Genomic DNA, 13,126 nt, shown 5'->3' on the forward strand with positions numbered 1-13,126 from the left:
GTTTTCTCTTACACTAGGCCGGTCAGGCTGTAAATCGCGATCACAGCAAATACGGCAGCCGTTTTGATGAGCGTGATCGCAAAAATATCGCGATACGATTGCCTGTGAGTCAGTCCCGTCACAGCCAGAAGCGTAATGACGGCGCCATTATGCGGCAGTGTGTCCATCCCGCCTGACGCCATTGAAATGACTCGATGCATCACCTCTGGCGGAATATTGTAAGCCTGAATAGCCTGTAAGTACTGCTCTGACATCGCGCTTAGCGCAATGCCCATACCACCTGAAGCCGAGCCGGTGATTCCCGCCAGCGCAGTTGTCGTAACGGCGCCATTGACAAGCGGATCGGTAAAAGTATGAGAAATTCCGCTGCTCAGCTTATGAAACCCCGGCAGCGCGGCGATAATGCCGCCGAACCCATACTCGGCACCCGTATTCATAGATGCCAGCAAGGCTCCGCCGATCCCTTCATTCAGCCCTTCCTTCATTTGAGCAAACACGCTTCTCCAATCAAATAAAATCGTTGTGATGATGCCGATCACTAAAGCAATCTCCACCGACCAAATGGCAGCGGTTGAAGAAATATCAAGCCTGCCGAACTCCTTTAATCCTATGGAGGAAAAATCAAATCCATTCGGATACCACTTTGGCAGGTAAATGGTGAAGCATTTATTCACTGCACCGACAAGAATAAGCGGGACAAAGGCAAGTGCATCCCGAATCGGGCTTTTGTCCGGTTTAGCACGGGACTCAGTCGATTCAGGCGCAGCATTCTGCGAATCAAAACCGCCATAACCCTCGCCAGATGCCTGCGCTTTTTTCCGCCTTGATTCCAAATAGAGCATCCCAGCTGCCAGCACAATCACTGCGCCCATCAAACCCAGCCAAGGGGCGGCATAAATGTCTGTTTTGAAAAACGCCGTCGGAATGACATTTTGGATTTGCGGCGTTCCCGGAAGCGCGTCCATCGTAAACGTAAATGCCCCTAAAGCAATCGTTCCGGGGATGAGGCGTTTCGGTATGTTTGCTTCTTGGAACATGTTTTTCGCAAAAGGATATACGGCAAATACGACAACAAACAGGCTGACGCCGCTGTACGTCAAGACAGCGCCCATCAGCACAATGGCAAGTATCGCTCTTTTTGCCCCGACAAGCCTGACAATCGTTTTCGCGATCGATGCCGCAAGTCCGGCCATTTCAACGACCTTTCCAAAAATCGCACCGAGCAAAAAAACTGGGAAATACAGCTTAATAAACCCCGCCATTTTCTCCATAAAAATTGATGAGAAAAAAGGCAGCACATGGCTTGGATCTGTCAGCAGCACCGCGAATAACGCACAAATCGGCGCAAACAATATGACAGAAAATCCCCGATACGCCGTAAACATCAGCAAACCTAACGCCAATAGAATGATGATCAGTTCCACACACATCCCCCATTTCCTCCAACTAGAAAGCGTTTACAAAACCTGTCCGCATCGGCTGTTTCCGTCCCCTTTCCATATGTACGAGAAGTGTGGGCCAACTATTCCGATTAAAAAAGGAAAGCCCCTTTTTTCGGAGCTTTCCTCTGCCATTCATTTCATTCCTATCAGGATATCAACATCAACCGTAATATCGGCTGATGTCATTTCTTTCAGCAGGCTGACTCGGTCTTTCGGCGCCGACCAGGCAAGCGGCGTCATCTTGAGAAGCCAGTGGATCGCCTGCCGGTCAAGCGTTTTGATATAGCGGAGCCTGACAGGACGGCTGTGCGCCGCATGTGCTGTAAAACGCTCAACAGCTGCCGCATTAGAGTACGTACGCCTCGGTGAATCAGTATATAAAAATTGCCGTAATTCTAGTAAATAATCGCTTCGCGGCACTACTTTTATGAGCATGCCATCATCCTTCAGCAGTCTATGAAACTCTGCATAATTGGATGGCGAAAAAATAGATAAAACAACATCAAATTGGCGATCATGAAATGGAGCACGTGCCACATCGGCAACCGCCCACATTTGATCTTTGAATGCCTTAGAAGCTTTTACAATCCCATCCTTCGAAAGATCGATGCCGATTCCCATCGCTTCTTTCCCTAAATAATCAAACCCGCAAAGCGCATTCAAATGAGAACCCTCACCGCAACCGCTGTCCAGGATGGTGAATGCCTCTTGACCAGATTTGGGATGGCTGATGAGTTCTGCTATCGTATCATGGAGCGGCTCAAAAAAACCACATTCTCCAATCAGCCTGCTTCTCGCTTCAAAAAGCTCGGCACCGTAACCGGATTTGACCGGCTTCGTCAGGAAGTTCACGTAGCCGTGCCGAGATAAATCAAATGTATGCCGCCGTTCTGTACAAATCAAGCTTTTTCCTGATGCCGCATCCATGGAAGAACCGCAGAGCGGACATCGAAACAAGCTGAAATCAACGGTTTGCTTCATGATAAAAAACACCTCATTCATTCATTTTTAGATAAATGAAAAAGGCATAGACAAATAAACCTAGGCCTATCTCAAAAATTGGCCAGGTCTGGCAGTTTGTCTACACCTGTCATTATCTATAACGAATGAATTGGATAATCATGAAAAAAACTCCCTTTTTGCTGTATGGGTTTCCCCGTTTCCATGATACAACAAATCTCCAGGAGCTGGAACCTTATCGTGAAGAAAAATCAGTACTGACATGCTGGTATCCTGTCAAAATCATATCAACATAGCAATCCAGCATGTTTTTCCTTTATTTTCTCATTTCAGAATATAAATTTTATTATTGTGAAAATAGTTAAAAAGGTTGATTTTCAAAAAGTGAAAGGATAAAATACTGCTATCATCTTAGAAAAAGACATTCTTGTATATGATCAGTAATATGGTCTGATTGTTTCTACCTAGTAACCGTAAAAAACTAGACTACAAGAAAGTTTGAATAAATTTGAACGAGTTGAAAAGGACAAGTTCTTTTCTGTTTGCTCTTATTTTTCACACTTTCTGCACTTCCAGAATTTGTGAAGGATAAGAGCTTTTTTTGTTTCCATAATAACCCTCATAGGAGTTGCTATCATGTACTTTTTACTAAACCTTGTTGGTCTCATTGTGATTATGGCAGTTGTATTCCTATGTTCTCCGCAGAAAAAGAAAATCAAGTGGCGCCCGATCATGACATTAATTGTTCTGGAATTGCTGATTACTTGGTTTATGCTGGGAACAAAAGTCGGAAGCTGGGCCATCGGTAAAATTGGTGATTTCTTCACTTGGCTGATTGCTTGCGCCAGTGACGGTATCGCGTTTGCCTTTCCGTCAGTGATGGCGAATGAAACAGTAGACTTTTTCTTTAGTGCGCTTCTTCCAATTATCTTTATCGTCACATTCTTTGATATTCTAACATATTTCGGAATTTTGCCTTGGCTGATTGATAAAATCGGATGGGTGATTTCAAAGGCTTCCCGCTTGCCGAAATTAGAAAGCTTTTTCTCTATTCAAATGATGTTCCTGGGAAATACCGAGGCACTTGCGGTCATCCGCCAGCAGCTTACGGTATTAAATAACAACCGCCTGCTTACATTCGGTTTAATGAGCATGAGCAGCATCAGCGGCTCTATTATCGGATCTTACCTGTCAATGGTGCCGGCAACATACGTGTTTACAGCGATTCCTTTAAACTGCTTAAATGCGCTGATTATCGCAAACCTGCTGAACCCTGTTCACGTGCCGGAGGATGAAGATATCATCTATACACCGCCTAAAGAAGAAAAGAAAGACTTTTTCTCTACGATTTCTAACAGTATGCTTGTCGGCATGAACATGGTTATCGTAATCCTGGCCATGGTGATCGGATATGTCGCACTAACGTCAGCAGTGAATGGCATTCTTGGCGTTTTCGTACACGGCCTGACCATCCAGACGATTTTTGCTTATCTGTTCAGTCCGTTCGCATTCCTGCTTGGATTGCCAGTGCATGATGCGATGTATGTTGCTCAGTTGATGGGCATGAAATTGGCAACGAACGAGTTTGTTGCGATGCTTGACTTGAAAAACAATCTCAAATCCCTTCCGCCTCACACCGTTGCGGTGGCGACGACATTCCTGACGTCCTTCGCAAACTTCAGTACGGTCGGCATGATTTACGGCACGTACAACTCGATCCTTGACGGAGAAAAGTCAACGGTCATCGGGAGAAACGTGTGGAAGCTCCTCGTCAGCGGAATTGCGGTATCTTTATTAAGTGCTGCTATTGTCGGCCTGTTTGTGTGGTAGAAACATTGAGCCATATCCCTTTTCGGATATGGCTCTTTTGATTATTGATAAATAGAGGCTGGAACCTGCACATCCCGAATTCCTGCTACATAAGGCCCCAAGTCATACTGGCCGAAGACGATGGCGATCCCGTTTGCCGTAAAGTAAAACATTGTGTTTTGGTTCAGGGTGATATCCTCTTTCTTTACATCAGGGAAAAACAGCTCATCGTGTTTTTTGATATAACTATACAGATAATCTCTCGTTTTGCTGACTTTTGTTTTGGTGTTCAGAATCTGATTCAGCGTCACGCGCTTTTGTGTGTTCAAGTCATAGTTGAAAGACTGAACAGACGTTAAACCATGGGCACCGCCTGAATAGATATAATTGAGCGTTTGAATGCTGAGCTTGCCCGCCGCATTGTACTTGACGCTGAAGGATGTTTGATATTCCGTTTTGAAGCCTTGTTGTTCACCTGCTTTTTTGTTTTTCAGATATTCCTGATACGATTGTTCAATGTAGGCTTTCAGCTCTTGATTGATTTTCTTTTCAAAAGCGGCATTCCCGATGTGATGCACTTGTGGATACTTTAATTCCTTGATTTTTTTGTACGTATGGGTGCTGACAGTCGGTTTTTTCGTTTGAACTGCGTTTAAAGATGGGGCCGCATATGCAAATACGGAAAAAAGCAAGACTGCAATCCCCGCAGCTTTCAGTATGTTTTTCCACTTCATTCGATCTCCTCCTTTGATGTCGCTGTTTATCATTCCCTTATTTAAGCAATTCACACTTTTATAGACTGATTAAGTCGAAAGAAGTTTCTAGGTCTAACAGCATGATTTTTCCCACTAAAAAAGAGACACAGAATGTCTCTTTTTTATCGCCCGGAAATCGCTTCATGAACGGCTTGTGCCAAATCTGTATTTCCGAACATCTCTAATACCGCAATGACAGTCTGGTTCGGAATGTGCTCTGCTTCGTGTTTTGGCACGACCAGATCGTCCATGGTTTTTTTCAAGCTTTCATTCAGCTTTTGCTGCGGATACGCTTTGGCGTACAGCTCCATCGGATCAAGGTCATGGTTCACGCACCATTGGGCAAACACCAAAATCATCATATTTTCGTCGCGTTCGTAAGCTTCAGCGAGCTGTTTTTCGTTCATTTGTCATGCTCCTTATGAAAAGTATCTTTCTTTAAGATACAGGAGCCGATCAAATTCGTCTATCCCAATGGCGATGAGCGGCAACCGCATCAATAAATGTCTTGCTGAATGCGGTGTAGTCAGATTCATCTTTAGCCGTCACGATGCCTGGTCCCTCTGTTGTTCCGACAGAGGATTGAAGAAGGTCAATTCCTTCATTTGCCGCACCGATCGCCTTGTAGTGATTGTAAGCTTCCCTGATAAATGCCATCGCTTGTTTGTTGTCTTTTAACTCCGGCCCTCCTGCGGCATAGACGGCATCATACAGAACAGAGTCAACAGTCAGAAACGTGCCGCCGGCCTCAAGCTGCTGGCCGCTGTCGCTTGTCATATACCCTAGATTTTGACTGATGATATCCACTATGACTCCTTCATTCTTTAAAGCATCCAGCACTGTTTGCAGCTCTTTTTCATGAAATCCGTTTCCAGCAAGTACAGCGACTTTTCTTGTTGACGCGGTTTTCACTGTACGGGCTTGGCTTAACGCAGGCGAAGTAAGAATTTCTTTAGATGCTTTACGCTTCGCGGGCGCCGCCACGCCTACTCCTTTGGCGATTTCTTGCGCCAAATCTTCATCGACATTGCTGAAGACATCAACGACTTGCCGCTGGACGTCCTTGCTTTTGACCTTCCCGACCTCGAAGCAGAAAGCAGAAATGATGTGTTGCTTCTCCACTGGAGACATGCTGTTCCAGAACAGCTTCGCCTGTGAGTAATAATCGTTGAAGCTGTCGCTTCGCTGGCGGATTTTTTTGCCCTCGACTTTTTCCTGATAGTGGACGTATCCGCCTTCTTCAGCTGTCGCAGGCGACGGATCATTGTTTTGCAGAGAGTTTTTATGATAAGCGACAGGTCCCTTATTGATCGTCATCCGGTGATAGCCGTCATACTGGTTGTTATGGAATGGACATACCGGCCGGTTAATCGGAAGCTCATGGAAGTTCGGGCCGCCAAGACGGATGAGCTGTGTATCTGTATAAGAGAAAAGCCGCCCCTGCAGAAGCGGGTCATTTGTAAAATCAATGCCCGGCACGACATTTCCAGGGTGGAATGCGACCTGTTCTGTTTCCGCAAACACATTATCCTGGTTGCGGTTCAGCGTCATTTTTCCAATGATTTTCACTGGCACGAGCTCTTCCGGCCACAGTTTGGTCGGGTCAAGAATATCAAAATCAAACTTGAATTCATCCTCTTCGTCAATCATCTGCACGCCAAGCTCGTATTCAACCGTGCCGCCGTTTTCAATCGTTTCCCACAGATCGCGGCGGTGGAAATCGGGATCTTTCCCGGCAATTTTTTGCGCTTCATCCCATACGAGAGAATGCACGCCGAGCACCGGCTTCCAATGGAATTTCACGAAACGCGCCTTTCCTTGCTCATTGACAAAACGGAACGTGTGAACGCCGAAGCCTTCCATCATTCTGTAGCTGCGCGGAATGCCTCTGTCTGACATCGTCCACATCACCATGTGAGCAGACTCAGGGTTATTGGCGACAAAATCCCAAAACGTATCGTGAGCAGTCGCAGCCTGAGGCATTTCATTGTGTGGCTCAGGCTTAAACGCGTGAACCAAATCCGGAAATTTGATCGCGTCCTGAATGAAAAACACCGGAATGTTATTACCCACAAGGTCATAATTTCCTTCTTCAGTATAAAACTTTGTCGCAAAGCCTCTGGCATCCCGCACCGTGTCTGCGGAGCCTTTAGAACCCGCAACCGTAGAGAAACGGACAAATACCGGTGTCTTCACTGAAGGGTCCTGAAGAAATTTGGCCCGTGTGTACTCGGTCATCGGCTCGTAAACCTGAAAAAAGCCATGCACGCCATACCCGCGCGCATGCACAACGCGCTCCGGAATCCTCTCATGGTCAAAGTGCGTCATTTTCTCCCGGAAGTGAAAATCCTCCATTAGGGTCGGGCCGCGAACCCCAGCCTTTAACGAATGCTCATCCTCCGACACCCGCAAGCCTTGGTTTGTCGTCATTTTCTTCCCGCTGTTATCGGCCCTGTACTGTTCAAGCTGCTCGTCCTTTGAGTGTTCATTTACACGTTTATTTTGATCATTACTCATGTCTATTCCCCCTTTTTAAAACGAAACATTCTACAGCACATTTACCCGTGGCGTTCTTCAGATAAACTGCCAATCCGCTCAATAGGATTTTAGGTCTACATATCAGGATGAGGTCATACACATTTGAAATAAGCCTTCTTTACAGAAAGAAATTATGGAAGCGCTTACGAAAAAAGCTGTTGAATAGGGGAGGTCATATCATGCTTGCCATACTCGGTTTTGTGATGATGATTGTTTTTATGTACTTTATTATGTCTAACCGGCTTTCCGCACTTATTGCTTTGATTGTCGTTCCTGTTGTGTTTGCCCTGATCAGCGGATTTGGCAAAGATCTTGGCGAGATGATGATTCAGGGTGTTACAGACCTCGCTCCTACCGGGATTATGCTGTTATTCGCCATCCTGTATTTCGGCATTATGATCGACTCAGGCCTGTTTGATCCTCTCATTGCCAAAATCTTATCGTTTGTCAAAGGAGACCCGTTAAAAATCGCCGTAGGCACAGCGGTTCTGACCATGACCATTTCGCTGGACGGAGATGGGACAACAACCTATATGATTACGATTGCGGCGATGCTGCCACTGTACAAACGGCTCGGCATGAATCGTTTGGTGTTAGCGGGAATAGCGATGCTCGGTTCGGGGGTTATGAATATTATCCCGTGGGGCGGGCCGACTGCGAGGGTTTTGGCTTCCTTAAAATTGGACACGTCAGAGGTCTTCACACCGCTGATTCCTGCCATGGTCGCCGGTATTCTCTGGGTGATCGCCGTTGCTTATATCCTCGGAAAGAAAGAGCGGAAGCGGCTCGGCGTCATTTCGATTGATCACGCACCGTCTACCGATCCAGAGGCTATGCCGCTGAAGCGTCCCGCTCTCCAATGGTTTAACCTGCTGCTGACTATCGCTCTGATGGCCGCTCTGATCACCAGCCTGCTGCCGCTCCCTGTTCTTTTTATGACCGCGTTCGCCATCGCCTTGATGATCAACTATCCAAATGTCAAAGAGCAGCAGAAACGAATCTCGGCGCATGCGGGTAACGCGTTAAACGTTGTCTCAATGGTGTTCGCGGCAGGGATATTTACAGGCATTCTCTCCGGCACAAAAATGGTGGATGCCATGGCGCATTCTCTCGTTTCACTCATCCCTGACGCCATGGGTCCGCATCTGCCGTTGATCACTGCGATCGTCAGCATGCCCTTCACCTTTTTCATGTCGAATGACGCCTTTTACTTCGGTGTCCTTCCCATCATCGCCGAAGCCGCTTCCGCTTACGGAATAGACGCCGCTGAAATCGGAAGGGCCTCCTTGCTGGGTCAGCCCGTGCATCTGCTCAGCCCGCTCGTGCCTTCCACCTATCTATTAGTCGGAATGGCAGGCGTCAGCTTTGGCGACCATCAAAAATTCACTATTAAATGGGCCGTGGGGACAACGATTGTGATGACGATTGCGGCGCTTTTGATCGGGATTATTTCGTTTTAATCAAAAAAGGATTTCCGCTGGCGGAAATCCTTTTCTGTACATTATTTTTTTGTATAGCGCACCCAGTCGTAATGAGCGTATAGCGGATTTACACCATTGTAGGAACCGAGCCATTCATCGACACCCGTGCCATTCCACAGGTTCATCATGATTTTTCCTGGTGTTGTCGGAATTTGGTTTGTTGCAGTATGTTTTAATTGCCCATCGACATACCATTTAATAGAGTTTGGCTGCCAATCGAACGCATACGTATGATAGGCATTGGCTGCATCAAACCCGAGATCCACAACCTTCTCATGGTTTCCTGCACCATTTGTATAATAGTTAAATTGAACCTTTGTTGTGTCTTTTCCTAAAAATTCGATATCAATCTCATCCCAAGGGGTTCCATCTGTCGGACCTGTGTAAGTGAAGAACGATGAAACGATCCCTGTGTTTTTAGCTGGTTTCATTCTGACTTCATATAGTCCATAGCCATATGTTTGGACAGAGCGGTTTTCCCCGCAATCAAACTTGTTATAAGATGGACTTGTTAGCGCCAAACGCATTTCACCCAATGACGTTATTGATACGTTGTTAGCACGCCAAGTGCAGTTGAACATATTTCCATTTGAATAACCATCTGCTTTTTGCCAAAAGCCAGAGTTATAGCCGTTAAAAGGGTCAAAAAACGATCCACCTGTTTGAGCCGAGGCAGTAGAAGTGACTGCAAACAAACTCATAAACAATCCAGTGACAAGAAGCAGCAACACTCGTTTCAGATAAGGCATATTGGCATTCCCCTTCCATTGAAAGCGTTTTCTATGTTGATCTTACATGATTCTTTTAAAAGGGAACATCGGTCAAAATAATGATAATAACGAATCTTACTGATTGCTATGATCACCCTCCCTCTAAAAAAATAAAAACCTAAATTACCATTAGCCCAGACATAAATGATCCGCACTCATTGTAATTTAGGTTTTGCCTGCTTTATCAGTAACAATCCTACCATCATCATATTGAAATGTAAGAAAAAACGAACACACGAAAATAAAAATGTCAGCGCTCTCATTATGCTTGTTTGACTATCCTCTCTATGTGAATCGTTAAATACAATAGCTCGTCACTGGTGAGCTTGTGCTCATACTCCCGCTCAATGTAGGTTTGGATTTTCTTCGTGCAGTCATACGCCCGATGATACTTTTCTCTCACTGTCTCCAGCAAAAAATCATCCTGGCTTTCCATATGTGTACCGTTAAAAAGACGCTGCGCGAAAAACTTTAAGTGGGTGACGAACCGATAATAGTGAAGCGATTCTTCATTGAATTCAATTTTAAAATGGTATTTTACAACACTCAAAATCTCTTGCATGACTTTTGTAATGTTGATGATATTGGGCATCTCTTCATTCAGCTCGGCATTGACAATATGCAGAGCAATAAAGCCTGCTTCATCCTCTGGCAGAGACACGCCAGTCTTGTTTTTTACCATGGCCAACGCTTCTTTGCCAATGGCAAATTCGTCTTTGTACAGCCGTTTTGTTTCCCACAGCAAGGCGTTTTTGATATCAAGCCCTTTCTGATTGCGCTGGATGGCAAAGTTAATATGATCGGTCAGCGACACATAGATGCTGTCGTTGAGCTTTTTGCCGAGCTGTAATTTTGCGTAGCTGATAATCTCTTCGGATACTTCCATGCACTCGATCGGTATATCATACAAAAGGGTTTTAAATTTTTCTGATACATCCTTGTTATCGAGCGTAAACACCTTCTCAATGCGGGCTTCATCGACATCATCGCCGGACTTTTTCTGGAACGCGAGCCCCCTGCCCATGACAACCAACTCTTTCCCCTGTTCATTGACCACGCTGATCACATTATTGTTGATCACCTTCGCAATTTTCATGACATGTCCCTCCAATCAACTAAGAACAGGCTATATCTTGATTGTACATCCTTTTTGCACTAGGTCAATATCATCAGGGAAAGACGGGAACCAGTTAGTACAATTCACTCAATACCGGCTGTCCGGGCTGTTTTTGAAGCAGCGCCTCCAGGTGGCGTTCAAATAATGCCTTATCCGCTTTCTGCTTTTTGACAATGCTATTTATGATTTTGACGCTTTCAGCGCTGTATTGTGTATATTGTTTTTTCAGCTGATCCAGCTGCTGTCTTGTCGTCTTCGCGTTTTTCGGTGTGACTTGACTGATGAGGTTGATCATACGGCCTGTGATCTCAAAAAAAGCGGCTCTATTTTCTGTCAGCTGCTGAATTTCGCTGCGGATCATGTCTTGATTTCGCGTTTTTTCAAGCAAGGCGATCGCCTCGCTGTTTTGTTTTTTGAGCGATTTGCTTTCAATTTTAATCGATTCAAGGTTCTCTTTCGCAATGTCTGCTTCTTCTTCAGTCATGCTGCTTCGCACGAAGTATTCTGGATTGCCGATCCCATAATCAAATGCTTCGCTCACTTTGATCATGGAACTGAACACAATGGCCAGCTGCCTTTCGCTTGCAAGGGCTTGGAAATCCTGCTTTTTCTTACTGCTCATCGGTTTGGCTGCGGTTTGTTTTACTGTCTTTTGATCACAGTCTGCGAACGTCTGAGCCTCACCTTCACTTTCGCATGCGCTCATCACAAGAACTGTGACCAGCAGGCTTATACACAAGCCTATTCGCCTCATGCTCTGTCTCCTCTCTGCTGAATCCTTCTGGAAAATACCATAAAATATAGTTAAATGGTACCAGATGCACCTAACCCCAGCAATAAATCAAAAGTATGATTTGAAGCGAAAAAACATAAATATTTTGTAAAAATTGACGTGCATTCCATTCTTTTCAGGCCCATTTCTCGTACAATAGAAGTATCGTTACCGGAGAGGGGCTCTGATGATGAAACGTTTTTCGAAACAAGAAAACAGCTGGGTGTTATATGACTGGGCAAATTCGGCTTACTCAATTGTCGTGACCACCGCGGTGTTTCCGTTATTTTATAAATCAGCGGCTGCGGAAAGCGGTGTCAGCGCCGCTCAATCGACTGCCTATCTGGGCTATACCATTGCGATTTCAACGTTTATTCTTGCGATGCTCGGCCCTATTTTAGGCACAATCGCCGACTATGAAGGGTGCAAGAAAAAGTTCTTCGGTTTCTTTGTGTCTGCCGGTGTCGCCAGCACCGCGATGCTCGCCTTTATCCCTAGTGAACATTGGCTGCTATTGTTGCTGTTTTATACAATATCGGCTATCGGTTTTTCCGGCGCCAATGTGTTTTATGATGCCTTTCTCGTTGACGTCACGCCTGAGAAACGGATGAATCTCGTCTCGGCACGGGGTTTTGGCTTAGGATACATTGGAAGCACAATTCCATTTATCATCAGCATTGCTGTCATCCTGCTCGCTCAAGCAGAAACAATTCCAATGTCTGTATCGGCTGCAAGCCAGCTGTCCTTTTTTATAACGGCTGCTTGGTGGGGGCTGTTCACCATCCCGATGATCAAGCATGTCCATCAGCGCTATTACATCAAAAGAGAACCTCATATCGTCATCAACAGCTTTAAGCGGCTCGGCCAAACGATGAAACGGATCAGGCAATACCGGGCACTGTTCCTCTTTTTGCTCGCTTATTTCTTTTATATCGACGGAGTCGGCACGATTATTACGATGTCGACATCCTATGGATCAGATTTAGGGATCGGTTCCTCAAGCCTCCTGATCATCCTATTTGTCACTCAGGTGGTCGCTGCGCCGTTTTCGATTATATACGGAAAACTGGCAGAACGCTTCACGGGGAAGACAATGCTGTACGTTGGGATCGTTATTTATATGATTGTCTGCGTGTACGCCTATTTTATGGAGACAACGATTGATTTCTGGATACTGGCCATGCTTGTCGCTACCTCGCAGGGCGGTATTCAAGCCCTCAGCCGTTCCTATTTCGCCAAGCTTGTGCCAAAGCGCCACGCCAATGAATTCTTCGGCTTCTACAACATTTTCGGGAAATTCGCCTCAATTATGGGACCACTGCTCATTGCCGTGACCGCCCAGCTGACCGGAAAATCCTCGACTGCGGTGTTCAGCCTGATCATTTTGTTTGTGATTGGCATTGGGATTCTTGCCTTTGTTCCGGAGGAGACCAGCGCCGATGTCAGCCAGCAGCAAAATGACCTGCCCCTTTAACTGGGAGC

Annotated in this window: 11 protein-coding genes and 1 riboswitch; of the genes, 3 read left to right on the forward strand and 8 right to left on the reverse strand. The window is 45.7% G+C overall.

From position 1 onward, the window contains the following. Positions 1–8: 8 nt before the first annotated feature. Both MY9_RS19810 and MY9_RS19820 read right to left on the reverse strand, forming a co-directional pair. Positions 9–1,424, reverse strand: coding sequence for a GntP family permease (locus MY9_RS19810; RefSeq protein ID WP_041521543.1), 1,416 nt, complete (start codon positions 1,422–1,424; stop codon positions 9–11). Between the two features lie 150 nt (positions 1,425–1,574). Continuing rightward, positions 1,575–2,423 carry a methyltransferase domain-containing protein gene (locus tag MY9_RS19820; RefSeq protein ID WP_041521455.1) on the reverse strand — a complete coding sequence of 283 codons (849 nt, stop codon included), beginning with the start codon at positions 2,421–2,423 and terminating at the stop codon, positions 1,575–1,577. Positions 2,424–2,809: 386 nt separating this feature from the next. After that, positions 2,810–2,911: riboswitch (purine riboswitch) on the forward strand. 127 nt (positions 2,912–3,038) lie between these two features. Between MY9_RS19820 and MY9_RS19825 the strand changes: the two genes are divergently transcribed. Next, positions 3,039–4,232: a NupC/NupG family nucleoside CNT transporter gene (locus MY9_RS19825; protein WP_014665943.1), complete on the forward strand. Its 1,194-nt coding sequence runs from the start codon at positions 3,039–3,041 to the stop codon at positions 4,230–4,232. 41 nt (positions 4,233–4,273) lie between these two features. Here MY9_RS19825 and MY9_RS19830 read toward each other — a convergent pair whose 3' ends face one another. The 3 genes from MY9_RS19830 to MY9_RS19840 all read right to left on the reverse strand — a co-directional run bounded on the left by MY9_RS19830 (position 4,274) and on the right by MY9_RS19840 (position 7,483). Beyond that, positions 4,274–4,945: a DUF3298 and DUF4163 domain-containing protein gene (locus MY9_RS19830; RefSeq protein WP_040081349.1), complete on the reverse strand. Its 672-nt coding sequence runs from the start codon at positions 4,943–4,945 to the stop codon at positions 4,274–4,276. 143 nt (positions 4,946–5,088) lie between these two features. Then, entirely contained in the window at positions 5,089–5,373 is a 285-nt protein-coding gene (locus MY9_RS19835) for a hypothetical protein (RefSeq protein WP_014665945.1), read from the reverse strand. 49 nt (positions 5,374–5,422) lie between these two features. Continuing rightward, positions 5,423–7,483: a catalase gene (locus MY9_RS19840; RefSeq protein ID WP_014665946.1), complete on the reverse strand. Its 2,061-nt coding sequence runs from the start codon at positions 7,481–7,483 to the stop codon at positions 5,423–5,425. Between the two features lie 200 nt (positions 7,484–7,683). On the opposite strand from MY9_RS19840, the gene citH reads away from it, so the two are divergent. Further along, on the forward strand, positions 7,684–8,964 hold the full coding sequence (gene citH, locus MY9_RS19845; protein ID WP_014665947.1) for a citrate transporter CitH: 1,281 nt from the start codon (positions 7,684–7,686) through the stop codon (positions 8,962–8,964). Between the two features lie 41 nt (positions 8,965–9,005). Here citH and bglS read toward each other — a convergent pair whose 3' ends face one another. From bglS to MY9_RS19860, 3 genes are all read right to left on the reverse strand, one after another. Further along, the gene (gene bglS, locus MY9_RS19850; protein WP_014665948.1) at positions 9,006–9,734 is read right to left on the reverse strand and encodes a beta-glucanase; all 729 of its coding nucleotides are present in this window, start codon (positions 9,732–9,734) and stop codon (positions 9,006–9,008) included. A gap of 283 nt (positions 9,735–10,017) precedes the next feature. Continuing rightward, a complete protein-coding gene (gene licT / locus MY9_RS19855; protein WP_014665950.1) occupies positions 10,018–10,851 on the reverse strand; it encodes a transcriptional antiterminator LicT in 834 nt (277 codons plus the stop codon). A gap of 94 nt (positions 10,852–10,945) precedes the next feature. Further along, entirely contained in the window at positions 10,946–11,626 is a 681-nt protein-coding gene (locus tag MY9_RS19860) for a hypothetical protein (RefSeq protein ID WP_014665951.1), read from the reverse strand. 205 nt (positions 11,627–11,831) lie between these two features. On the opposite strand from MY9_RS19860, the gene MY9_RS19865 reads away from it, so the two are divergent. Beyond that, on the forward strand, positions 11,832–13,118 hold the full coding sequence (locus tag MY9_RS19865) for an MFS transporter (protein WP_014665952.1): 1,287 nt from the start codon (positions 11,832–11,834) through the stop codon (positions 13,116–13,118). The last annotated feature ends 8 nt before the right edge of the window (positions 13,119–13,126 follow it).

This window comes from Bacillus sp. JS, assembly GCF_000259365.1.
Taxonomy (GTDB): Bacteria; Bacillota; Bacilli; order Bacillales; family Bacillaceae; genus Bacillus; species Bacillus stercoris.

Coding starts and splice junctions, on each gene's coding strand:
- MY9_RS19820 (WP_041521455.1), bottom strand. CDS start 2,423: ATGAAGCAAACCGTTGATTTCAGCTTGTTTCGATGTCCGCTCTGCGGT.
- MY9_RS19825 (WP_014665943.1), top strand. CDS start 3,039: ATGTACTTTTTACTAAACCTTGTTGGTCTCATTGTGATTATGGCAGTT.
- MY9_RS19830 (WP_040081349.1), bottom strand. CDS start 4,945: ATGAAGTGGAAAAACATACTGAAAGCTGCGGGGATTGCAGTCTTGCTT.
- MY9_RS19835 (WP_014665945.1), bottom strand. CDS start 5,373: ATGAACGAAAAACAGCTCGCTGAAGCTTACGAACGCGACGAAAATATG.
- MY9_RS19840 (WP_014665946.1), bottom strand. CDS start 7,483: ATGAGTAATGATCAAAATAAACGTGTAAATGAACACTCAAAGGACGAG.
- citH (WP_014665947.1), top strand. CDS start 7,684: ATGCTTGCCATACTCGGTTTTGTGATGATGATTGTTTTTATGTACTTT.
- bglS (WP_014665948.1), bottom strand. CDS start 9,734: ATGCCTTATCTGAAACGAGTGTTGCTGCTTCTTGTCACTGGATTGTTT.
- licT (WP_014665950.1), bottom strand. CDS start 10,851: ATGAAAATTGCGAAGGTGATCAACAATAATGTGATCAGCGTGGTCAAT.
- MY9_RS19860 (WP_014665951.1), bottom strand. CDS start 11,626: ATGAGGCGAATAGGCTTGTGTATAAGCCTGCTGGTCACAGTTCTTGTG.
- MY9_RS19865 (WP_014665952.1), top strand. CDS start 11,832: ATGATGAAACGTTTTTCGAAACAAGAAAACAGCTGGGTGTTATATGAC.